Raw genomic sequence first — 23,529 nt, forward strand, 5'->3', positions numbered from 1 at the left:
GCGCTCATTTCAGCAGCCGGGAGAGCCGGCGGTCGGCGAGCACCTTGCCGCCGGTCTGGCAGGTGGGGCAGTACTCCATGCTGCGATCGGCGAAGAACACGCTGCGCACGGTGTCTCCGCACACCGGGCACGTTTCACCGCGGCGCGCGTGCACCTGCATGCCGCGCCGCTTGGCATCCTTCAGATCCGCGGGCGGTCTGCCTGCCGCCGCCGCGACGGCATCGCGCAGCGTGTGCTGCATCGCCTCGTAGAGGCGGTCGATCTCGGCGTCGTCGAGGTTCGCCGCCGGCGCGTACGGCGACATCCGCGCGGCATGTAAGATCTCGTCGCTGTAGGCGTTGCCGATTCCGGCGATGAGGTTCTGATCGCGCAGCAGACCCTTGATCTGGGTGCGGCGGCCGGCGAGCAGGGCGGCGAAGGCGTCGCGGGTGAAGTCGGCGGCGAGCGGATCCGGGCCGAGTCGGGCGATGCCGGCCACCTCCTGCGGATCGCGCACCACGTACACGGCGAGAGATTTCTTGGTGCCGGCCTCGGTGAGGTCGAATCCGCTGTCGTCGTCGAGCGCGACTCTCACCGCGATGGGGCTGCGTCCGGGCTTGATGGGCGTCTGGGGCAGCTCGTCGTACCAGCGCAGCCAGCCCGCCTTCGCGAGGTGGAAGACGAGGTGCAGCTCGGGGCCGCAGTCGATGTCGATGAACTTGCCCCGGCGGGCGGCGGCGGTGATCGTCGCGCCCTCGAGCGCCGACACCGGCGGGTCGAACGTCTTCAGCGCGGCGATGGCGGCGACGCGCACACGCGCGATGGTGTGACCCGCGGCGCGCGCGGCGAGGAAGTCGACGAGTCCCTGAACCTCCGGCATCTCCGGCATCCCGTCATCCTGCCACCATTCCCCCCTCTTGAGGGGTCAAAAAATGCCGCATGGGAGCGTGCACATCCCGCACTTATTGACCCCCCACGACGCGCGCGAGGCGCAGGGGGGCCAGAAAACGTCGCATGGGAGCGCGCACATGCGACGTTTTTTGACCCCTCAGGGGGAGAGGACGCGCCAGGGGGCCGGATGCCGGTCGTCCGATGCCAGCAGGCCGGCGATCCACCCGTCGTCGCGCCCGCGCGCGCTCGCCAGCCCCTGGCGCAGCGTCCCCTCGTACCGGAAGCCCAGCGAGCGGGCGGTGCGCGCCGACGGGACGTTGCCGACCACGGCCCGCCACGTCACCCGCGCGAGGCGCAGCTCGCCGAACGCGAAGTCGATCACGGCTCGCGCGGCCTCGCCCATCACACCGCGTCCGCGGAACTCGGCGACGCCCCAGAAGCCGATCTCGGCCTCGCCACCGTGCGGGTGCGCGGTGATCCGGTGCAGCCCGATCATCCCGGCCAGCACATCGCCCTCGCGGATCGCCCATACCGTCTCGACTCCGTCCGCCCACCATCCGGCGACGAGCTCCACGAACTCAGCCGCGTTCTCCCGTGAGTACGGACTCGGCACCGTCGTCCACCGCGACACCTCCGGATCCTGGCAGGCCGCGGTGATCGCGTCGATGTCCGCCGTGGTGGGGATGCTGAGAACGAGCCGTTCGGTGTGCAGGGTGACGGGATCCATCCGGCAACGTTATCGGCAGCCGTCCACCCCCGATATCCTGGAACGCGGCGCTGCGCCGGCCATCAGCATGCACACGGCGCGCAGAAGACGGAGGCGGACGTGGCGGTGCAGCACACCTCGCCGCGCGGAGTGCTCGCCTCCGTGCTCGCCTCGGTGCTCTTCGGCGCGATCTTCTTCCTCGCCGGCATCCTCAGCTCATCCGCCGAGGTCGTCTTCGCGTGGCGGATCCTGGTGACCTTCGCCTGCTACGCGCTCGCGCTGCTGCATCCGCTCGCCCGCGCGCAGCTGCGTCTGCTCGCCCGTCGCCTCAGCGCCCGGTGGTGGATGCCGCTGCTGCTGGTCGGCCTCGCCGCCATCATCGGCTTCCAGCTGTGGCTGTTCATGTGGGCACCGATGCACGGTCACGCCCTCGACACCTCGCTCGGGTACCTGCTGCTGCCGATCTGCCTCGTACTGGGCGGGCGCTTCCTGCTGCGCGCACGGGTGAGCCGGATGCAATGGGTCGTCGTGTCCCTGGCCGCCGCCGCCGTCGCGGTGAAGATCGCCGCCACCCCGCAGCTGTCGTGGGTGACGCTGGCGATCTGCCTGCCGTACACCGTCTACTTCGTCGTGCGGCAGCGCTTCGGCCTGGACGGCCCCATCGTGTTCGGCGCCGAATCGCTGCTGATGCTGCCGGTCGCGGTGCTCTTCCTCGCCACGGCCGCGCCGGGAGTGCTCACTGGCGCCGAACTGACCGGTCTCGCGGGGATCGGCATCGCCAGCGCGGCGGCGATGTCGCTGTACCTCGCGGCTGCGACGCTGCTGCCGCTGCCGGTGTTCGGCCTGCTCAGCTACGTCGAACCCGTGCTGCTGGTGGGCGTCGCGCTGCTGCTGGGTGAGCGGATGCAGGGCGCGGATGCCGTCGTCTACGGCATCCTCGCCGTCGCGCTCACCGTGCTCGCCGTGGAGGGCTTTCGCGGCTCCCGGCGCAGCCGCCGCGGCCGCGGCGACCTGCCGCTGCCGAGCGACCCGGGTGCTCCCGGGGTCGGCGAGCCGGACACCGACCGTCGCGACTAGAATCGTCCGGTGACTGTTCCGGGGATTCTGCGCGCCTTGGAAGAGGCGAACCTGTACCGCGACGCCCTCACCTGGGCGCAGACCGACGCCGAGATCTCCGCCGTCGACGGGCTCGACGCCCCGATCATCGCCGGACTGCTGCGCAAGCGCGCCGCCGCCGGGCTGCCCGCCTCGGTCCTCGTGGTCACCCCCACCGGACGCCGCGCCGAATCGGTCGCGTCGGCGCTGGACGCGTACCTCGCCGACGCCGAGGTGCTCACCTTCCCCGCCTGGGAGACGCTGCCGCACGAACGGCTCAGCCCGAGTCCCGACACGGTGGGGCGCCGACTCGACACCCTGCGCCGCATCGTCACCTGGAGCGGTGAGCGACCGCTCGTCATCGTCGCCTCGGTGCGCGCCGCCCTGCAGCCCCTCGCGGCGAACCTCGGCGACGCCGCCCCGCTCGAGCTGCGGATGGGCGGCCGCGGCATCGAGCTGGAGGATGCCGTCGAGCAGCTCGTGGAGCGCGCGTACTCACGAGTGGACATGGTCTCGCGCCGCGGCGAGTTCGCCGTGCGCGGCGGCATCCTCGACGTGTTCCCGCCCACGGCCGATCACCCGCTGCGCGTGGAGTTCTTCGGCGACGAGGTCGACCAGATCCGCGCCTTCTCGGTGGCCGACCAGCGTTCCCTGCCCGGAGACGTCGAGTCCGTCTCGCTGGCCGCGAGTCGTGAGCTGCTGCTCACCCCGGAGGTGCGCGAGCGCGCCGGTGCGCTGATCGGACGGTTCCCCGCCATCGCGGGGATGCTCGAGAAGATGTCGCAGGGCATCCCGGTGGAGGGGATGGAGTCGCTTCTGCCCGCCGTATCGGGAGCGCTGGTCACCCTCGCCGAGTACCTCCCCGAGCGCTCGGCGGTCGCCATCGTCGACCCCGCGCGCGGCGCGGCACGAGCGAAGAACCTCGGCGAGACCAACCGGGAGTTCCTCGAGGCCGCGTGGAACGCCGCCACGTCGGGAGCCTCGGCTCCGATCGACACTTCGACGGGGCTCAGCACAAGTCTCAGCGCGGGCGAGTTCGTCAGCCTCGCGCGCCTGCGCGAGATCGTGCACGAGCGCGACGGCGTGTGGTGGCGCGTCACGCCGTTCGCGGTCGACGACGAGGCGGCCGAGAACCTCGATTCCTCGATCATCCCCTCCTTCCACGGCAACGTCGACGGCGCGATCGCGTTCGTCGAGGCGCGCCTCGGTGACGGCTGGCGCGTCGTCATCATCTCCTCGGGTCAGGGGCTCGTCGAGCGCGCCCGAGACGTGCTCAGCGACCGCGGCCTCGCCGCGCGGATCGTCGAGCAGCTGACCGACGAGCCCGAGGGCGGCGTCGCGACGCTCGTCGCCGGGTCCGTTGAGTCGGGTTTCCAGGTGCCGGATGCCAGGATCGCGGTGCTCACCGACAACGAGTTCTACGGACGCACGATCGGCGGCGACCAGCGGACCGTGAAGAAGCTGGCCTCGCGGCGGCGCAACGTCGTCGACCCGCTGCAGCTCAAGCAGGGCGATTTCGTCGTGCACTCCACGCACGGCATCGGGCGCTTCGTCGAGATGACCAAGCGCGAGGTGTCGTCCGGTGGTCGTAATGCCGTCAAGACCACCCGCGAGTACCTCGTGCTCGAGTACGCGCCCTCGAAGCGGGGCTATCCCGGCGACAAGCTGTTCGTGCCCACGGATCAGCTCGACCTGCTCTCGAAGTACGTCGGCGGCGAGGCGCCCACGCTGTCGAAGATGGGCGGCAGCGACTGGGCGGCAGCGAAGGGCAAGGCGCGCCGGGCGGTGCGCGACATCGCGGTCGAGCTCGTGAAGCTGTACTCCGCGCGGATGAGCTCGAAGGGGCACGCGTTCGGCCCCGACACGCCCTGGCAGCGCGAGCTCGAAGAGGCGTTCCCGTTCGCCGAGACGCAGGACCAGCTGCAGACCATCGAGGAGATCAAGGCGGACATGGAGCGGCCGATCCCGATGGACCGGCTGCTGTCGGGCGACGTCGGCTTCGGCAAGACCGAGGTCGCCGTGCGCGCTGCCTTCAAGGCCATCCAGGAGGGCAAGCAGGTGGCCATGCTCGTGCCCACCACCCTGCTCGTCAAGCAGCACCTCGAGACGTTCACCGAGCGCTTCGCCGGCTTCCCGGTGAAGGTGCGCCCGCTCTCCCGGTTCCAGACCGACAAGGAGGCGCGGCTCACCCTGCAGGGGCTCGTGGACGGCTCGATCGACATGGTCATCGGCACGCACCGCATCCTCACGGATCAGGTGATCTTCAAGGACCTCGGGCTGATGATCATCGACGAGGAGCAGCGCTTCGGCGTCGAGCACAAGGACGCGCTGAAGAAGCTGAAGACCAACGTCGACATCCTCGCCATGAGCGCGACCCCGATCCCGCGCACGCTGGAGATGGCGGTCACCGGCATCCGGGAGATGTCCACATTGCAGACCCCGCCCGAGGACCGGCATCCGATCCTCTCCTTCGTCGGCCCGCGCAGCGATCGCCAGATCGCCGCGGCGATCCGTCGCGAGATCCTGCGCGAGGGGCAGGTGTTCTTCGTGCACAACCGGGTGCAGTCGATCCAGCGGGTGGCATCCGAGCTCGCCGAGCTCGTGCCCGAGGCGCGCATCGCCGTCGCCCACGGCAGGATGGGCGAGCATCAGCTCGAGCAGGTCGTCGACGACTTCTGGGAGCGCAAGTACGACGTGCTCGTCTCGACGACGATCATCGAGACCGGCCTGGACATCTCGAATGCCAACACGATCATCATCGACCGCGCCGACAAGTACGGGCTCTCCCAGCTGCACCAGCTGCGCGGACGCGTGGGCCGCGGCCGCGAGCGCGCCTACGCCTACTTCCTCTACGACGAGATGAAGCCGCTCAGCGAGACCGCCGCCGACCGGCTGCAGACGATCGCGGTCAACAACGAACTGGGCTCCGGCATGCAGGTCGCGCTGAAGGACCTCGAGCTGCGCGGCGCCGGCAATCTGCTCGGCGCCGAGCAGGCCGGCCACATCGCCGGCGTCGGCTTCGACCTGTACCTGCGCATGATCGGCGAGGCGGTTGCGACCTTCCGCGGCGAGGACACGAACTCCGAGGTCGAGCTGCGTCTCGAGCTGCCGGTCGACGCCCGCATCCCGGAGCACTACATCGACAGCGAGCGACTGCGGCTGGAGGCCTACCAGAAGCTGTCGTCGGCGGCGACGGCATCCGCGGCGGACGACGCGATCGACCTGGTGGTCGAGGAACTCGTCGACCGCTACGGCGCCTTCCCCGACGAGGTGACCACGCTGGTGCAGGTGGCCCGGCTGCGCCGCCGCGCGGCGCGCGCCGGCCTGTCGGACGTCGTCGCGATGGGGTCGAACCTGCGCATCGCCCCGGCGCGCTTCGAGGACTCCATGAAGGTGCGTCTGCAGCGGCTGTACCCGAAGGCGAAGCTCGTCGGCGGGGGAGAGGCGCTGGTCGTGCCGATGCCCACCGAGACCGATCTGCTCGAGTGGGTGGGCAACCTGTTCACGGCGATGTTCCCCGAGCCCGTGGCCGTCGGCGCCTGATCGGCTCATCCCGCGACGAGCAAGGACTTCTACAGACGGTAGAATTGAGTGCGTGAGCGCTGACCCGAACGACCCGTGGGTGATCGAGGCGGCGCGTGAGGCGGCGCCGGCACGTCGGCCCGACCTGCGCGCCGTGCCCCGGCCCGCGCTGTACGCCCTCGGGCTGCTCGCCGCCGCCCGGGGGCTCGGCCTCGTGCTCATCGCCGAGGCGGTTGCGCGCGGCATCGCGCTGCTCGCCGACGGCGGGGCCGCGGGCGACGGTCCGACCGGAGCGCTGCCGACGGATGCCGTACGGCTCATCCTGCTGTGCGGACTGACCGGCGCACTGCTGCGTGCGGGAGGCGAATGGGCGAGCTCCGTGGTGTCGCGTCGGATCGCCACATCGGTCAAGCGCGAGCTGCGCATCCGGCTCTGGCGACGCATCGCCGAGGGCGAGCGCACCGGCGGCGGCGGCGCGACAGCGGTGCTCGCGGCCGACGGCCTGGACGACCTCGACGACTACTTCATCCAGTCGCTGCCGGCGCTCGTGGCCGCGGCGGTCGTGCCACTGCTGGTCGGCATCCGCATCCTCGGCGCGGACTGGCTCAGCGCCGTCATCATCGTGCTCACCGTGCCCCTCGTGCCGCTGTTCATGGTGCTCATCGGCCGGCACACCCAACAGCGCACCGACCGGGCTCTCGGCGCGCTCGGTCGGCTCGCCGACCATCTCACGGAGCTGGCGCGTGGACTGCCCGTGCTCGTCGGACTCGGCCGGGTCGAGGAGCAGACCCGCGCGCTGGACGCCATCCAGCAGCGCTACCGGCGGCGCACCGAGGAGACCCTGCGGTGGGCGTTCCTGTCGGCTCTCGCACTAGAACTCATCGCGACGATCTCGGTCGCCGTGGTCGCCGTGTTCCTGGGGCTGCGTCTGCTCGATGGCACCATGGCGCTCGAGCCGGCGCTGATCGCCCTGATCCTCGCACCAGAGTGCTTCACCGCGCTGCGTGACGTCGGCACCGCGTTCCACGCGTCGCAGGACGGACTCTCGGCACTGGCGCGCGTGCGCGCCATTCTCGCCCTGCCGCACCGCCGCGACGTGCGTGCCGCCGCAGCCGAGAAAGCTGCGGACGCCGAAGCCGCGCAGGATGCCGTGCGGGTGCACGCGCTGGCCGTGTCGTACGCCGGCCGGCGCACCCCCGCTCTGCGTCCGATCACCGCACAGCTGTCCGGCATCACCGCGGTGACCGGCCCGAGCGGCGCGGGCAAGTCGACCCTCCTCGCCGCTCTCGTCGGAGCCCTCCCCGCCGACGCCGAGGTCGCCGGCACGATCGACGGAGTCGACTCGGATGCCGTCGCGTGGGCGCCGCAGGCACCGCACGCCTTCGCGCACACACCGCGCGCGGAGCTCGCACTCTACGGCGCGGACGCGTCGGCGCTCGCCGAGGTGGGACTCGCCGAGCTCGCCGACGCCGCGATCGCCGAGCTCAGCCCCGGCGAGCTGCGCCGGCTGGCGGTGGCGCGGGCGCTGGCACGGGTGGATGCCGGAGCGCGCCTGCTCGTGCTGGACGAGCCGACGGCGCATCTGGATGCAGGGGCGGCCGATCTCGTGCGGCGGGCGGTGCGCCGGCGCGCGGATCACTGCGTGATCGTACTCGCCACGCACGAGGAGGAGACCCTCGCCCTGGCCTCGCATCGCGTGGAGGTGGGCGAGGAGATGCCCCGTCCGGGCGTGGCGGTTCGGAACGCACCTTCCGCCGAGGTCGTCCCTCCCGCCGCCCGGCGCGCCGGCGACGAAGCGCGCCCCGCAGCGCAACGGCCGGCGTCCGGCATCCGTCCGCTCACCCTGCGCGCGCTGCTGCGCCCGCACGCCTGGCTGTGGGCCGGGTCGATCGCGCTCTCGGCGCTCGCCGCGGGGCTCGCGGCCGCGCTGACCGCCGTCTCGGGCTGGCTGATCGTGCGGGCGAGCATCGAGGAGTACATCATGTACCTCCTGGTCGCCATCGTCGGCGTGCGCGCGTTCGGCATCGGCCGCGCCGCGGGCCGCTACGCGGACCGTCTCGTCACCCACCGGGCCGCCTTCGCCGTCGTCGACGCGCTGCGGCTGCGGCTGTGGCGGGCGATCGCCGCGCGCGGGGCCGGCTCCCGGCGCCTGCTCGAGGGCGGCGCCCCGCTGGACTACCTGGTCACCCTCGTCGACGACCTGCGCGAGCAGCTGCCGCGTGTCATCCCGCCGCTCGGGGCGGGCCTGCTGGTCACTGTCGGCGCCATCGTCACCACAGCGTTCGTGACCCCGCATCTCACGGTGCTGGTGGCAGCGGTGCTGCTGATCGCGGTGACCCTCGCCGTCGTGCTGGCGATCCTCAGCGAGCGCGGTGCGAGCGCCGATCGGGTGCAGGCGCGCTCGGACATCGTGCGCGGATCGTCGGCGCTGGCATCCGCGTCCGACGACCTGCGCGGCAACGGCGTCGCCGACCGCGCGCTGCACGCGCTCACCGCCGCGGGCGACCGCCTCGCCGCCGCCGAACGGCGCGCGGCGTGGTCGGCGGGTCTCGGCGCCGCCGTGGTCACCGTCGCCACCACTGCTTTGGCTGTGCTGGTGCCGCTGCTCTCGGCCGGACGACCCGCTGAATCAGCGTCGGTGATCGCCCTGCTCGCCCTCGCCCTGCTCGAGCCGCTCGCGGCGCTGGTGAGCGCCGTGCACCGCCTCCCGGCGCTGCGCACGCTGCTCGATCGCCTCGCCCCCGTGCTGCGTCCGGCGCCCCAGCCGGAGTGGGGCGAGCGGATCCCGGATGCCGTCGGCGAGCTCGCCCTGCACGAGGTGAGCATCCGCTACCCGGGCGCTGCCCGTCCGGCGGTCGCCGCAGTGAGTGCAGAGGTGTCGCGCGGGGGATGGCTGGTGCTGAACGGGCCCTCCGGCTCGGGCAAGTCGACCCTGCTGTCGGCGGTCATGGGCGCGCTGCCCGTGGCATCCGGGCGCATCGAGGCCGACCGGATGCCACTGACCAGGCTGCGCGAGCGGGCCTGGCGCGAGCGGGTCGCGTGGTGCCCTCAGGACGCGTACGTCTTCGACTCCACGCTGCGCGGAAACCTGCTGCTGGCGCGTGCACGTGCGGATGCCGTGGACGATGACGCGCTGCGGGCGGTCCTCCGGCAGGCGGGCCTGGCCGCACTGCTGCGCGCGCTCGACGACGACCTGGATGCGCGCGTCGGTCCCGGCGGCTCGGCGCTGTCCGGCGGCGAACGTCAGCGCCTCGCGGTGGCGCGCGCGCTGCTCACCCGCGCCGAGGTCATCCTGCTCGACGAGCCCACCGCGCACCTGGATCAGCCCACCGCCGTCGCGATGATGGCCGACGTGCGTGCGGCGGCCGCTGCGCGGATCGTGCTGCTCGTCTCGCACCGCGCCGCCGACCGACGCGAGGGCGACACCGTGGTGCGCCTCGGTCACGCGCAGCCCGCGCGGGAGCCCGCCGCGGAGGAGGCGGCGCTGCGCTGAGACGGACGGCTCAGCGGGCGAGGCGGCGGAAGCGGTCGCTGACGCGCATCGAACCCGACACGGGCTGATCGGCGACGGCATCCGCCCCCGGAACGCCGCTCGCACCCACCTGCAGGATCGCGCGGGCGAGCACCTCGTCGCGCACCTCACGACGCGCATAGTCGTCGGCGAGCATCTCCACGAGCGCGGCGACCTCGACCTCGGCCCGCGCGGCGATCGGGAACCACGGCAGCGCCGAGCGCCAGGCGCGGAAGGCGAGCAGCAGCAGGTCGTGACGCTGCTCGACATGCGCGCGCTCGTGGGCGATCACCGCGACCAGCTCGTCGGCGTCGAGGCGGTCGAGCAGCCCCTGCGAGAGCACCGTGACCGAGCGGGCGCCGTGCGGCAGGCAGTAGGCGACCGGCACGGCGTCGTCGATCACCCGGGTGCGCGCGCGCGTCGGATGCGGGGAGGTGAGCAGCTCGAGCAGGGCGAGGTGCCGGTGGCGCTGGCGGGTCACCTGCACGACGGTCACCCCGAGGTGGGTGAGCAGGTAGACCGTGAACAGCGCGGCCGGCAGCAGCGCGAGCCACGGATGCCGGGGCAGGGCCGCGTGACCGGCCAGCGCGAGTGCGCCGATGATCGAGAAGCCGCCGGCGAGGCCGATGGCCTGCCACAGCAGCAGCGCCATCACCGGGGCGCGCATCGGCCACACCGCGCGGGAGAGCGCAACGGGCACCGGCCAGGCGAGGGCGATCGCGACCGCGCCGAGCGCGACGGCGGCCGCGACGACCACCGCGTGCGGGATCACCAGCGCGCCGGAGAGCGCGGAATCGGCGGCCAGCGCGATCATCGCCGCGCTCAGCCCGTACGGCCGAGCAGCTGACGCAGGATCGCCGCGTCCTCCGCCGACACACCGCCGACGAACCGCTCCAGCACGGCCGTGCGATCTCCGCCGTCGCCGAGCACGGAGTGCATGAGCTCAGCGACATGGTCGGCCCGCGAGGCGACCGCGGTGTAGCGGTGCGGCCGGGCGGAGCGATCCGAGGCGACGAAGCCCTTCTTCTCCAGGCGCGAGAGCACCGTGAGCAGGGTCGTCACGGCCAGGGCGCGTCCGTCGGCCTCCAGCTGGTGCTGCACGTCGTAGGCGCTGCGCGTGTCGTCGGCATCCCACAGGGCGTCCATGACTGCGCGCTCCAGCTCTCCGAGCGTTCCCATTGCGGCATCCTCCCTCGCGCGACGTTTCTTCCGGTGCCCCATTCTACCCTCTGTCGAAATTGTTCTATGCTGTGTCGAAGAAGTTCTACGGCCTGTAGAATTGAGGGTGGGCGGCGACGCGCCTCCCGCACCGCGAAGCCCGCGAAGGAGATCTCCCGTGGACGTGCTCGACATCGCCCGTTGGCAGTTCGGCATCACGACCGTCTATCACTTCCTCATGGTGCCGCTGACCCTCGGGCTCGGCATGATGGTCGCGATCATGCAGACCCGGTGGGTGCGCACGGGGGACGAGAAGTTCCTGCGGATGACGAAGTTCTGGGGCAAGGTCTACCTCATCAACTTCATCGTCGGCGTCGCCACCGGCCTCGTGCAGGAGTTCCAGTTCGGCATGGCATGGAGCGAGTACTCCCGCTTCGTCGGCGACGTCTTCGGTGCGCCGCTCGCGATGGAGGGGCTGCTGGCCTTCTTCGTCGAATCGACCTTCCTCGGCATCTGGATCTTCGGCTGGGGGCGCCTGCGCAAGAGCCTGCACCTCGCCGCGCTGTGGTGCGCGGTGATCGGATCGTGGATCTCGGCGTTCTTCATCATCGTCGCGAACTCGTGGATGCAGCACCCCGTCGGCGTCGAGCTGGGCGCGGACGGGCGGCCCGTGATGACCGACATCTGGGCCGTGCTGACCAACAGCACCGCGCTGGCGGCGTACACGCACACCATCTTCGGCGCGCTCGTGGTGGCCGGTATGTTCCTGCTCGGCATCTCCTGGTACCACCTGTGGCGCCGCGGCCACGACGGCATCGACACGGTGGACGCCGACGGACGAGTCATCGTCGGCGCAGCGGATGCCGTGCCCGGCCGTGACCGCAAGGACCACGGCGTCTGGATCTGGTCGCTGCGCTTCGGTGCGATCGTCGCGATCGCCGGCTTCCTCGGCACCGTGGCATCCGGTGACATCCAGGGCAAGCTCATGTACGAGCAGCAGCCGATGAAGATGGCCGCGGCCGAGGCCGCCTGCCACACCGGCTCGTCGTTCTCGGTGCTCTCGCTGGGCGACCCGGGCTCGACCGACTGCGCTGACGTCGTCACCCTCATCGAGATCCCCGGCGTGCTGGGCTTCCTCGGCACGGGGGAGTGGGGGGCCGAGATGCCCGGCATCAACGACCTCGAGCCGCAGTACGTCGACCAGTACGGCAAGACCATCCCCGACGACGCGCTCTACGGCGACATGGCGGGCACTGACGTGCAGTACGTGCCGGTGATGTGGGTGACCTATTGGGGCTTCCGGCTGATGATCGGCCTGGGCGGCGTCGTCGCCTTCGGCGGCGCGGTGGCACTGTGGCTCACCCGCAAGGGCACCGTGCCGGGCTCGGTGTGGATCATGCGCCTCGCCCTGCTCGGCATGGTCGCCCCGTTCGCGGCCAACATCGCCGGGTGGATCTTCACGGAACTGGGCCGGCAGCCCTTCGTCGTCGCGCCCAACCCTGACGCGACCGGCATCGACGGGGTGTTCATGTTCACCGCCGCCGCCGTCTCACCCGGGGTGACCGCCGGCGAGATGCTCTTCTCGGTGATCACCCTGAGCCTCGTCTACGGCGTCATGCTCGTCATCGAGGGCTACCTGATGGTGAAGTACGTGCGCGGCGGCGTCGCGGCCTCGATGCCCGAGCTGGTGGCATCCGCGCACCGCGACGACGACGATCACGACGACCCCGCGGGCCCGCGCGACGACGTGCTCGCCTTCGCCTACTGACCGATCCGCATCCAGGAGGAACTGATGGAAACGCTTCCCGTCGTCTGGTTCATCGCGATCGCGGTGCTGTGGACCGGCTATCTGCTGCTCGAGGGCTTCGACCTCGGCGTGGGCATGCACATGATCTTCTCGACGCGCTCCGAGCGCGACCGTCGGGTCATGCTCAACACGATCGGACCGGTCTGGGACGGCAACGAGGTGTGGCTGATCACGGCCGGTGCGGCCATGTTCGCCGCCTTCCCCGCCTGGTACGCGGCGCTGTTCTCGACCCTCTACGTGCCGCTGACGATCACGCTCGTCGGTCTCATCGTGCGCGCGGTGGGCATCGAGTACCGCGGCAAGGTGCACACCGAGCGGTGGCGCACGGTGTGGACCTGGCTGATCGGCCTGGGCTCGCTCATCGTCGCGTTCTGCGTCGGCGCCGCGCTCGCGCTGACCTCGACCGGCCTGCCGATCGACGCCAACGGCGACCGCGTGGGCGGCCCGTTCGTGTGGCTGACCGTCCCGGCCGTGCTCGGCGGGTTGGCGGTGGTGGGATTCGCGCTGCTGCACTCGGCCACCTTCCTGGGGCTCAAGGCCGATGGGCCGGTGCGCGAGCGCGCCGGGCGGTTCGCCGCGCGGTGGGCGCCGCTGTGCCTCGCCCCGGCCGCCGTCTGGGCGATCTGGGTGCAGTTCGCGCACGGCGGCAGCGTGCTGGCGTGGGCGTTCATCGCAGCGGCCGTGGTGGCGGCGGTGCTCGGCTGGGGCGCCGCGCGGCAGCGGCACGAGGGTCGCGCGTTCATCGGCTACGCGGGATTCGGGCTGTTCGGGGCGGCGGCGGTCTTCGCCGGGATGTTCCCGCGGCTGCTGCCCTCGACGGTGGCTGCCGCCTTCGACTTGACGGTCTGGAACGCCGCGAACGGACCGTACACGCTGGGCGTGATGACGGTGGTCGCCGCCGTCTCGCTGCCGGTGATCCTGCTGTACCAGGCGTGGAGCTACTGGATCTTCCGCAAGCGGGTCACTCCGGGCATGATCCCCGAGGTGCACATCGTGCTCCCGGCGGTGCTGCGCGCGCGCTGACCGGCGTCGCGGGCTAGTCTGTGGCCATGTTGTACGAGCACCTCGGGGCTCGGCCCCGCATCCACGACAGCGCCGTCGTGTCACCGACCGCCGTGATCTCGGGCGATGTGCGCATCGGGCCCGGATGCCAGGTCCTGCACGGCGCGGTGATCACGGCAGAGGGCAGCCCCATCACCCTCGGCGAGCACGTCATCGTGATGGAGAACGCCCTCATCCGGGCGACCTCCGCCGACGCGGTGCACATCGGCGATCACACCCTCATCGGCACGCTGGCGAGCATCGCCGGTGCGTGCGTGAGCGAGGAGGTGTTCTTCGCCTCCGGCGCACGCGTGTTCAACGGCGCCCACGTCGGGCCGCGCTGCGAGATCCGCGTCAACGCGATCGTGCAGCGCCGCGCCGTGCTGCCGGAGGGCACGGTCGTGCCGATCGGATGGGTGGCCGCAGGCGACCCGGTGCGGCTGTTCTCACCCGACCAGGCCGAGGAGATCTCCGCCGCGATGCCGGCCCTGGACTTTCCCGGTCACGTATTCGGCGTCGACCGCGACACCCCGGACCTCATGGTGCAGCTCACCGAGCGCTACGGCAGCTCGCTGGCCCGCCACGCGGCCGACCGGCGGATCGATCCCACCCGCCCGATCTGACCCCCGCCAGACCCCCGCCCCGACCCCCCGATGCGAGAAACCACTGCCTGCGAGAGAAACACCCGCGGGGGTGGTTTCTCATGCAGGAAGTGGTTTCTCGGCGGATGTCAGCGACGCGTGCGGGTCAGATCACGCCCTGCGCGAGCATCGCGTCGGCGACGCGCTCGAAGCCGGCGATGTTGGCGCCCGCGACGTAGTCGCCGGGGGTGCCGTAGCGCTCCGCCGCGCGGAACGAGGCGTCATGGATGTCGGCCATGATGTCGCGCAGCTTCTGCTCGCTGTTCGCGAAGTTCCAGCGCTGACGCGAGGCATTCTGGCTCATCTCCAGCGCGGAGGTCGCCACACCACCGGCGTTGGCCGCCTTGCCCGGGGCGAAGAGCACCTCGGAGTCCTGGAACGCGCCGACGGCCTCGGGCGTGGACGGCATGTTCGCGCCCTCGGCGACCGCGCGCACCCCGTTGGCGATGAGCACGCGGGCGGAGTCCTCGTTCAGCTCGTTCTGCGTGGCCGACGGCACGGCGATGTCGACCGGGATCTCCCAGACGTTGCCGCCCTCGACGAAGCGGGCGCCGGAACGGCGGTTCGCGTACTCGACGATGCGACCGCGCTCGACCTCCTTGATCTGCCGCAGCAGCGCCAGATCGATGCCGGCCTCGTCGACGATGTAGCCCGAGGAGTCGGATGCCGTGATCGCGCGTGCCCCGAGCTGGGTGGCCTTCTCGATGGCGTAGATCGCGACGTTGCCCGAGCCCGATACGGCTACGCGCTTGCCTTCGAGGCTCTCGCCGTGCACCGCGAGCATCTCCTGCACGAAGAACACCGCGCCGTAGCCGGTCGCCTCGGTGCGCACCTGCGCGCCGCCCCAGCCGATGCCCTTGCCGGTGAGGATGCCCGACTCGTGGCGGTTGGTGATCTTGCGGTACATGCCGAACAGGTAGCCGATCTCGCGGCCGCCGACGCCGATGTCACCGGCGGGGACGTCGGTGTGCTCGCCGATGTGGCGGAACAGCTCGCTCATGAACGACTGGCAGAAGCGCATGACCTCGGCCTCGCTCTTGCCATGCGGGTCGAAGTTCGAGCCGCCCTTGCCGCCGCCGATGCCCTGGCCGGTGAGCGCGTTCTTGAAGATCTGCTCGAAGCCGAGGAACTTGATGATCGAGATGTTCACCGAGGGGTGGAAGCGCAGTCCGCCCTTGTACGGGCCGAGCGCGGAGTTGTACTGCACGCGGTAGCCGCGGTTGACCTGCAGCTTTCCGGCGTCGTCGATCCACGGCACGCGGAAGATGACCTGCCGCTCGGGTTCGACGAGGCGCTCGAGGACGCCCTGGTCGAGGTACTTGGGGTGGCGCTCGAGGACCGGACCGATCGAGTGCAGCACCTCGTGCACCGCCTGGTGGAACTCCGGCTCATTCGGGTTGAGGCTGCGCACCGTGTCGAACACGGGCTGGGCGGCATCGCTGAGCGGATGGAAGTCGGCAGTGTTCTCTGTCACGCGGGAAGCTTTCTGATGGGGGATGGAAGGGTGCGATCGTGTCGCTCGATGCTTCGCCGGATCAGGCTGGAGCCTTCACTTTAGCTGGCGGGCCGTGCCGCCTCCGACGAGAAGACGCAGGGGATGCTATCACCCGGTGTTCTGCAGGCCCGCCGCGACTCCGCTGACCGAAAGCAGCAGCAGACGCTGCAGATCGGTCCCTCCGACACGCTCAGGGACCGAGACCGCGTGAGCCTCCGCACGCAGCGCACGCAGGGCCCGCAGCTGCAGCAGCGACAGCGCATCGACGTACGGGGTGCGCAGCTGCACGGCGCGCTGCAGCACGGGCTTGTTGCCCAGCAGCTGCTCGCCGCCGGTCAGGCGGATCACCCATTCGCGGGTGAGGGCGAGCTCGTCGAGCACGATCTGCGCCAGGTCGTCGCGGTCGCCGAGCGCGAGGTACTCGCGGGCGATGCGCTCATCGGTCTTCGCCAGGCTCATCGCGACGTTGTCGATCATGGTGCGCAGCAGCGGCCACTCGCGGTACGCCGCCACCAGCGTCGTCTCGTCGCCGACGGCATCCAGCGCTGAGCCCAGCCCGAACCAGCCCGCCAGGTTGATGCGCGCCTGCGTCCACGCGAACACCCATGGGATCGCGCGCAGATCCTCCAGCGACTCCACCGACAGACCGCGCCGGGCCGGTCGGGAGCCCAGGGCCAGTAGCCCGATCTCCTCCATCGGCGTGACCGTCGCGAACCACGGCGCGAAGCCGTCGGCGGCGACGAGCGAGAAGAACCGCTCGCGCGAGGCGACATCCATCACGCGGGCGACGTCGGCGAAGCGCTCGGCGGCGCCGCTGGTGCGCTGCTCCACCGTGGGGGAGGAGGCGAGCAGCGTCGCCGCGGCGACCTGGTCGATGTGCCGCATCGCGATGGCCGGCTCGCCGTAGCGGGCGAAGATCACCTCGCCCTGCTCGGTGAGCTTGAAGCGGCCGTCGACCGAGTGCGGCGGCTGGGCGAGGATCGCCGAGTTCGCCGGCCCACCCCCGCGGCCCAGTGCCCCGCCGCGGCCGTGGAAGAGCGTCAGGCGGATGCCGGACTCCTGCGCCCACAGGGCGATCTGACGCTGCGCCTCGTAGAGGGCGAGGTTCGCGGCCACCGGGCCGACGTCCTTCGACGAGTCGGAGTAGCCGAGCATCACCTCGAGGCGGTTGCCCGTGGCATCCAGCCGCGCCCGGAACTCCGGGAACTGCACGACCTCGGCGAGGATCGCGGGGGCCGCCTGCAGGTCGGCGAAGGTCTCGAACAATGGCACGACGTCGAGCACCGGCGCGTCCTCGCCCAGTGCGTAGGCGGCGAGGCGGTGCACGTTGACGAGGTCCTGCGCGGACTGCGTGAACGAGACGACGTACCGTCCCGCGGCGCGCAGGCCATGACGGCGCTGGATGTCGGCGACCGCGCGGAACACATCGAGCACCTCCTCGGTCTGCGCGCTGCGCTCGCCGCCGGCGTCGAGCTCGGCCAGCGCCTGGCGGTGCACCTTGGAGTGCTGGCGCACCTCCAGCTCGGTGAGGTGGAACCCGTACGTCTCCACCTGCCAGATCAGGTGCTGCACGCCGCCGTAGGCGTGTCGGCGCGCGCCGGCATCCGCCAGCGACGACTGCACGGTGCGCAGGTCGGCGAGCAGCTGCTCGGGGGCGTCGTACGCGCCGTCCTGATCGGTGCGGGTCGCGTGCACCCGGTGCACCAGCGCGAGCATCACGCGCCGGTGCGGTTCGGCGGGCGAGCGGGTGGCGATGTCCTCGGCCAGCCGCGGATGCCGTGCGGCGAAGTCCTGCCAGATCGCCTCCACCTCGGCGCTGGGCGGGGTGTCGGCGGCGTCGAGGGTGAGCGTGCGACCGATCCGCTCGAGTGCCCGCTCGAGCCCGCGCAGCACGTGCTCGGAGGCGATCGCCGCCGCCTCGCGCGTGATCGCCGCGGTGACGAACGGGTTGCCGTCGCGGTCGCCGCCCACCCACGAGCCCACGCGCACAAAGGCGGGGACCAGCGGCGCGCTGGCGCCGGAGCCGTCACCGCGCAGCGCATCGTCGATGCGGCGGTACACGTGCGGGACGGTGGTGAACAGCGTCTCGTCGAACACGCCCATCACCGTGCGCACCTCGTCGGTGGGGGTGGGCTTCTGCGCGCGCAGCGGCGCGGTGCGCCAGAGCGTGTCGATCTCCTCCAGCATCCGGCGTCGCGCGCGGTGCGCCTCGGCCCCACCGGCGCTCGCCGCATCGTGCTCGGTGAGCAGCTCGGACAGCCGGCGGATGCTGCCCGACACCGCGCGCCGTCGCGCCTCGGTGGGGTGCGCGGTGAAGACCGGGTGGAAACGCAGCTCGGCGAGGCGCTCGCGAGCGGCATCCGCACCGATCTCCTCGGTCAGCTGCGCGAACGCCGACGCGACGGTGTCGGCACTGTGCGCCGCCGAGCGTTCGCGCAGGATGCGCACGCGCTGGTGCTCCTCGGCGAGGTTCACCAGGTGGAAGTAGCAGGTGAAGGCGCGCGCGACCTCGTCGGCGCGCTCGATCGTGAACGAGTCGGCGATCTCGGCGGCGCGGGCGAACGCGTCGTCGTCGGCCTCGGACGCCTGGATGGTCGCCAGCCGCAGCCGTTCGACGTCCTCGAACAGACCCGGGGTGCCGGATTCTCGCAGCACCTGTCCCAGCAGGCCGCCGAGCATGCGCACGTCGGCGCGCATGGCCTCCGGGATGCCGTCGGATGCCTCGAATCGGGTGATGACGCGGATGGCTTCGGTGTTCGTGGGCTCATGCGACATGGTTCGAGAGTAAACCGGCCCGCGGACCCGTCACGCCCCTGTGACAGAGTGGAGGGGATGCGAATCTCCGACAATCCTCTGCGCGGGCAGCAGTTCCCCGCCGCTCTTCTGCTCGCCGCCGCGGCGCTCGGCCTGCTGCTGGCGAATCTCGCCACGCACGACGTGATCGCCGGCGTGCTGCACGCGCACATCGCCGTCCCGGGCACGGCGCTGGACCTCTCGGTCGAGGAGTGGGTCGCCGACGGACTGCTGGCGGTGTTCTTCCTCGTCGTGGCCATCGAGCTGCGCCACGAGCTCACCCACGGCGAGCTCGACTCGCCCCGCAAGGCGCTGCAGCCGGCGATCGCAGCCGGCGGGGGCGTGATCGCGCCGATCATCGTGTACCTGCTCATCGCCGGCCCTTCCGCCGAGGCGGGCACCGCGGGCGGATGGCCGATCCCGACGGCAACCGACATCGCCTTCGCACTCGGCGTGCTCGCGATGTTCGGCAAGGGCCTGCCGCCGGCCGTGCGCGTGTTCCTGCTGGCCCTGGCGATCCTCGACGACATCATCGGCATCATCTTCATCGCCGTGCTGTTCGCGCACGACGTGAACTGGCTGATGTTCGCGCTCGCCGTGGTCGCGGTGGCCGTCTTCGGCGTGCTGAGCCGGATGCTGGCGAAGAACGGCTCCGCGGGCATCGCCGTCGTCATGGGCGTGCTCGGCGTCGTCGCCTGGGGGCTGATGGCGCTCTCCGGCATCCACGCCACCATCGCCGGCGTCATGCTCGGCCTGGTCTTCTCGCCCGCACCGGCCGAGAGGACCCGCCACGGGCTGGAGCCCACCGTCAACGGCGTGATCCTGCCGGTGTTCGCGTTCGTCGCCGCGTTCGTGGTCATCCCGCACGTGTCGCCGACCGCGTTGTCGCCCGCGTTCTGGGGCATCCTCATCGCTCTGCCGGTCGGCAAGATCATCGGAATCGGTCTCTTCGGCTGGCTCAGCATGCAGCTGCGCCCGAGGGGCACCGAGCCCGCGCTGCGCCTGCCCGACATCCTCGCCGCCGGCACTCTGGGTGGCATCGGCTTCACCGTCTCGCTGCTGCTGGCCAACCTCGCCTTCGCCGGTGACGGTGAGGTGCGCGATCAGGCGATCCTCGGCGTGCTGGGCGGCTCGCTGATCGCGCTGCTGCTCTCGGCGATCGTCGTGAGCGCGCGCGCCCGCTCGTACCGCACCCTGGCCGCCGCCTCGGAGTGATCTGATGACCGAGCCGCGCAAGGTGCCGGATCCGCTGCAGGTGCCCGATCCCCTGCAGGTGCCCGATCCCCTGCGGGCGGCCGCGGAGACCATGCGCCAGGTGCGCGATCGCTGCGTGTGGTCGCAGCGGATCACGCACGCCGACCTCGTGCCGTACCTCATCGAGGAGGCGCACGAGCTCATCGACGCCGTCGAGCGCGGCGATCGGGCGGAGCTGCGCGAGGAGCTCGGCGACCTGCTGTGGCAGGTGCTCTTCCACGCGGCCGTCGCCGCGCAGGACCCGGATGACGCCTTCGACATCGACGATGTGGCGCGCGGCCTGACCGAGAAGATGGTGCGACGGCATCCGCACGTCTTCGCGGACGCCGTCGCGACCACACCCGAAGAAGTGCTCGTGCACTGGAACGCGGCCAAGGCCGCCGAGAAGCGCGCGCGTCGCAGCGTGCTCGACGGCGTGCCGGCCGGGATGCCCGCGCTGGCACGGGCGCAGAAGGTGCTGGGCCGCGCGGCGGCGGTCATCGAGTCGACCGTCGTGCCTCCCGCCCCCTGGGTCCCTGAGCCTGTCGAAGGGCCCGCATCCGAGGCGGAGCTGGGCGACGCGCTGCTCGCCCTGGTCGCGCAGGCACGCGCGCAGGGATGGGATGCCGAGCGCGCGCTGCGCGAGCGCATCCGCCTGCTCGAGGCCGACGTGCGCGCGGCCGAGCAGGCAGGCTGACCGTTCGAATCGCTCACCTTGCTGCCTCAAAGGCCGAATCGGAGCAATTCAGGCGATTCGAAGGGCATGTCGGCCACCGAGCCGCGCAGCCGTCGACGATACAGGCGCGGGCGACCTGGAAAGATGGACGGGTGGCAACTGTGAACCCGCCGCGCGGCATGCGCGACTTCCTCCCCGCTGACAAGGCCCGTCGCGAGCGCGTGCTCGCCGTCATCCGCGAGCGCTACCGCGCGCACGGCTTCGACGAGATCGAGACGCCGGTGGTCGAGGAGCACGGGCGGCTGCATGCCGGCATCGGCGGCGACAACGAGAAGCTCTCGTACAGCATCCTGCGCCGCGGACTCGACGCCGACGGCATCCGCGCCGCCGCCGACGACCCCGCCGCGCTCAGCGACCTCGGCCTGCGCTACGACCTCACCGTGCCTCTCGCGCGCTTCTACGCCAGCAACCGCGCTCAGCTGCCCAGCGTGTTCCGCGCGATCCAGATCGGCCCCGTCTGGCGGGCGGAGCGGCCGCAGAAGGGCCGCTACCGGCAGTTCGTGCAGTGCGACATCGACATCATCGGAGACGACAGCGCGCGCGCCGAGGCGGAGCTCATCGTCGCGTCGCTCGACACGATCGACGCGCTCGGCCTCCAGGGCGGGTCGGTGCGCATCAACGACCGTCGTGCCCTGGACTGGATGCTGGACAGCTTCGGCTTCACCGAGGACGAGCGCCCCGGCGTGCTGATCACGATCGACAAGCTCGACAAGATCGGCCCGGACGGGGTCGCAGCCGAGCTGCGTGAGCGCGCGGTCACCGCCGGTGCCGTCGACGCGTTCGAGGCGTTCCTGAAGCGCCCGCAGACGCGCGAGTACAACGCCTACGGTGAGCGGCAGATCCGCAAGGCGCTGCCCGAGGGAGCGCCGGACGAGATCGTCGCGCATCTCGTCGCCCTCGGGGATGCCGTCATCGCCGCGCGTTCATCCGCTGACCCTTCGACAAGCTCAGGACAGGCCGCAGGGGATGAGTTCGAGGCGGATCCGCCGCTGGTCTACGACCCGTTCCTCGTGCGCGGCATGGGGTACTACACCGGCACGATCTTCGAACTCGCGCACCCCTCGGTGAGCTACTCCCTCGGCGGCGGCGGACGCTACGACGGCATGATCGGCCGCTTCCTCGGCCAGCAGGTGCCGGCGGTGGGCTTCTCGATCGGCTTCGAGCGCATCGTCGACCTGGTCGCCGAGCAGGAGGCCGACCAGGCGCAGGCCGTGGTGCTCGTGCACGACGCGGACGTGCCCGTGCCCGAACTGCTTGCTCACAAGGCGGCGCTGCTGCGCGACGGAGCTGTGGCGCGCGTGCGCCTGGAGCGGCGGCCGAAGAACATGAAGGCGCTGCTGGAGCGCGCCGCGGCGGACGGATACACCGGCTTCGCCTCCGTTCGCGCGGGCGCGATGCCCGGCGAGGCGGAGGTCCGCCCGCTCGGCTGACGGACGAATCGGGGGCCGACACGCCAGATGTCGGACGTTCTCGCTGGAACTGTCCGACATCTGGAGTGTCGGCCCCCGGATCGGAAGGCGTGCCCGGCGCGGCGACCGGTCAGCGGGCGGCGCGCAGGCGCAGCATCCGGTACCCCACCCCGACCGCGACCACGCCCGTGCCGATCAGCGACGCGAGCACCGGCAGCGTCGAGACCAGCACCAGGCATCCTGCCGCGCCGATCACCTGCAGCACCTTCGGATAGCGGCGCACGTCCGCGCGCTGGCGGAAGGCCGAGGCATTGGCGAGCAGGTAGTACAGCAGCACCCCGAACGAGGAGAAGCCGATCGCGCCGCGCAGGTCGGCCACCAGCACCACGGCGATCACGATCACCGCGACCGCGATCTCAGCGCGCCGCGGCACGTGCCAGCGCTCGTCGACCTTCGCCAGGAACCCGGGCAGGTCCCGCTCGCGCGCCATCGCGAGCATCGTGCGTCCGATGCCGGTGATCAGCGCGAGGAGGGCGCCGAGTGACGCCGCCGCTGCGGTGATCCGGACGACCGGTCCCGCCGCGTCCCAGCCCGCCGCGGCGACCACGTCGGCCAGCGGATGCGGGCTGCCGATGGCATCCGACCCCAGCGTGGCCATCACGGCGACGGCGACCAGCACGTAGACCACGACCGCGCCGGCCAGGGCGCCGACGATGGCGCGCGGGATGGTGCGCGCCGGATCAACGACCTCCTCGCCCATCGTGGCGATGCGCGCGTACCCGGCGAACGCGAAGAAGATCAGCCCGGCGCCCTGCAGCACGCCGTACACCGTTCCGGTGGGCAGCGGTGCGGGTGCGGCGGCGCTCGGCCCGGCGGCGAGAGCGGATGCCGCGATCACGGCCAGACCGAGCAGCGAGCACACCACGAGGATGCGGGTGAGCAGCGCGGTGCGGGTGATGCCGAAGCAGTTCACGGCCGCCAGCGCGGCCACGGCCAGCACCGCCATCGGCGTGCGCCAGGGCTCCGGCGCGGCGTAGGCGGCGAAGGTCATCGCCATGGCCGCGCTGCTGGCGATCTTGCCGATCACGAAGCACCATCCCGCGATGAATCCCGCCCAGGGTCCGATCTCGGTGCGCGCGTAGGCGTAGGTGCCGCCGGAGACCGGATGCACGGCGGCGAGCTGCGCGGAGGACGTGGCGTTGCAGAACGCGACGACCGCGGCGACCGCGAGAGCCACGAGCAGGCCCGATCCGGCAGCGCGCAACGCGGACGGCCATACCGCGAAGACGCCAGCGCCGATCATCGACCCCAGCCCCACGGCGATGGCGTCGGGCAGTCTCAGGCGGCGTGCGAGCGGCATCCGCTCATCGTGCCAGGTCGGGGTGAACGCCGGGTTGCGGGACGTGGCCGACTGCGCCGCGTACAGCCCGGGGGCCGACACGCCAGATGTCGGCCGTTCCTACGGGAAGCGTCCGACACCTGGCGTGTCGGCCCCCAGAATGCAACACCGCT

General features: G+C 71.6%; 16 protein-coding genes. 9 read left to right on the plus strand and 7 right to left on the minus strand.

Translation table 11 applies throughout. The features are described from left to right. Nucleotides 1–4: 4 nt before the first annotated feature. Together WFG93_RS08775 and WFG93_RS08780 are read right to left on the minus strand one after the other, a co-directional pair. On the minus strand, nucleotides 5–868 hold the full coding sequence (locus WFG93_RS08775) for an Fpg/Nei family DNA glycosylase (protein WP_336645951.1): 864 nt from the start codon (nucleotides 866–868) through the stop codon (nucleotides 5–7). A 159-nt stretch (nucleotides 869–1,027) separates the two neighbouring features. Further along, complete coding sequence (locus tag WFG93_RS08780) at nucleotides 1,028–1,597, minus strand: GNAT family N-acetyltransferase (RefSeq protein WP_336645952.1); 570 nt, start codon at nucleotides 1,595–1,597, stop codon at nucleotides 1,028–1,030. 99 nt (nucleotides 1,598–1,696) lie between these two features. Here WFG93_RS08780 and rarD point away from each other — a divergent pair, with 99 nt between their 5' ends. From rarD to cydC, 3 genes are read left to right on the plus strand one after another with little or no spacing between them, the layout of a single operon-like run. Then, nucleotides 1,697–2,653 carry an EamA family transporter RarD gene (gene rarD, locus WFG93_RS08785; protein ID WP_336645953.1) on the plus strand — a complete coding sequence of 319 codons (957 nt, stop codon included), beginning with the start codon at nucleotides 1,697–1,699 and terminating at the stop codon, nucleotides 2,651–2,653. Nucleotides 2,654–2,662: 9 nt separating this feature from the next. Next, nucleotides 2,663–6,214 carry a transcription-repair coupling factor gene (gene mfd / locus WFG93_RS08790; protein WP_336645954.1) on the plus strand — a complete coding sequence of 1,184 codons (3,552 nt, stop codon included), beginning with the start codon at nucleotides 2,663–2,665 and terminating at the stop codon, nucleotides 6,212–6,214. A 52-nt stretch (nucleotides 6,215–6,266) separates the two neighbouring features. Continuing rightward, nucleotides 6,267–9,686: a thiol reductant ABC exporter subunit CydC gene (gene cydC / locus WFG93_RS08795; protein ID WP_336645955.1), complete on the plus strand. Its 3,420-nt coding sequence runs from the start codon at nucleotides 6,267–6,269 to the stop codon at nucleotides 9,684–9,686. A gap of 10 nt (nucleotides 9,687–9,696) precedes the next feature. Here the strand turns inward: cydC and WFG93_RS08800 are convergent, their stop codons facing one another. Next, nucleotides 9,697–10,518 carry a M56 family metallopeptidase gene (locus WFG93_RS08800; protein ID WP_336645956.1) on the minus strand — a complete coding sequence of 274 codons (822 nt, stop codon included), beginning with the start codon at nucleotides 10,516–10,518 and terminating at the stop codon, nucleotides 9,697–9,699. A gap of 8 nt (nucleotides 10,519–10,526) precedes the next feature. Next, nucleotides 10,527–10,883, minus strand: coding sequence for a BlaI/MecI/CopY family transcriptional regulator (locus tag WFG93_RS08805; RefSeq protein ID WP_336645957.1), 357 nt, complete (start codon nucleotides 10,881–10,883; stop codon nucleotides 10,527–10,529). Between the two features lie 157 nt (nucleotides 10,884–11,040). Between WFG93_RS08805 and WFG93_RS08810 the strand changes: the two genes are divergently transcribed. The 3 genes from WFG93_RS08810 to WFG93_RS08820 are packed head-to-tail and all read left to right on the plus strand — an operon-like array spanning nucleotide 11,041 to nucleotide 14,333. After that, nucleotides 11,041–12,630 (plus strand): cytochrome ubiquinol oxidase subunit I, encoded by a 1,590-nt coding sequence (locus WFG93_RS08810; protein ID WP_336645958.1) that lies wholly within the window; start codon nucleotides 11,041–11,043, stop codon nucleotides 12,628–12,630. Nucleotides 12,631–12,654: 24 nt separating this feature from the next. Beyond that, a complete protein-coding gene (cydB, locus tag WFG93_RS08815) occupies nucleotides 12,655–13,692 on the plus strand; it encodes a cytochrome d ubiquinol oxidase subunit II (RefSeq protein WP_336645959.1) in 1,038 nt (345 codons plus the stop codon). Nucleotides 13,693–13,718: 26 nt separating this feature from the next. After that, complete coding sequence (locus tag WFG93_RS08820; RefSeq protein ID WP_336645960.1) at nucleotides 13,719–14,333, plus strand: gamma carbonic anhydrase family protein; 615 nt, start codon at nucleotides 13,719–13,721, stop codon at nucleotides 14,331–14,333. A gap of 124 nt (nucleotides 14,334–14,457) precedes the next feature. On the opposite strand, the gene gdhA is transcribed toward WFG93_RS08820, so the two are convergent. Together gdhA and WFG93_RS08830 are read right to left on the minus strand one after the other, a co-directional pair. Next, nucleotides 14,458–15,774, minus strand: a complete 1,317-nt coding sequence (gdhA, locus tag WFG93_RS08825) for an NADP-specific glutamate dehydrogenase (protein WP_336646064.1) — start codon at nucleotides 15,772–15,774, stop codon at nucleotides 14,458–14,460. Between the two features lie 180 nt (nucleotides 15,775–15,954). Continuing rightward, the gene (locus WFG93_RS08830; protein ID WP_336645961.1) at nucleotides 15,955–18,621 is read right to left on the minus strand and encodes a phosphoenolpyruvate carboxylase; all 2,667 of its coding nucleotides are present in this window, start codon (nucleotides 18,619–18,621) and stop codon (nucleotides 15,955–15,957) included. A gap of 57 nt (nucleotides 18,622–18,678) precedes the next feature. On the opposite strand from WFG93_RS08830, the gene WFG93_RS08835 reads away from it, so the two are divergent. From WFG93_RS08835 to WFG93_RS08845, 3 genes are all read left to right on the plus strand, one after another. After that, on the plus strand, nucleotides 18,679–19,854 hold the full coding sequence (locus WFG93_RS08835; protein WP_336645962.1) for a Na+/H+ antiporter NhaA: 1,176 nt from the start codon (nucleotides 18,679–18,681) through the stop codon (nucleotides 19,852–19,854). Between the two features lie 4 nt (nucleotides 19,855–19,858). Beyond that, entirely contained in the window at nucleotides 19,859–20,569 is a 711-nt protein-coding gene (locus WFG93_RS08840) for a MazG nucleotide pyrophosphohydrolase domain-containing protein (RefSeq protein WP_336645963.1), read from the plus strand. 158 nt (nucleotides 20,570–20,727) lie between these two features. Further along, nucleotides 20,728–22,038 carry a histidine--tRNA ligase gene (locus tag WFG93_RS08845; protein WP_336646065.1) on the plus strand — a complete coding sequence of 437 codons (1,311 nt, stop codon included), beginning with the start codon at nucleotides 20,728–20,730 and terminating at the stop codon, nucleotides 22,036–22,038. Between the two features lie 109 nt (nucleotides 22,039–22,147). On the opposite strand, the gene WFG93_RS08850 is transcribed toward WFG93_RS08845, so the two are convergent. Continuing rightward, nucleotides 22,148–23,377: an APC family permease gene (locus tag WFG93_RS08850; protein ID WP_336646066.1), complete on the minus strand. Its 1,230-nt coding sequence runs from the start codon at nucleotides 23,375–23,377 to the stop codon at nucleotides 22,148–22,150. Between the last annotated feature and the right edge of the window lie 152 nt (nucleotides 23,378–23,529).

Source organism: Microbacterium sp. USHLN186, assembly GCF_037145155.1.
In the GTDB taxonomy this organism is placed as follows: Bacteria; Actinomycetota; Actinomycetes; order Actinomycetales; family Microbacteriaceae; genus Microbacterium.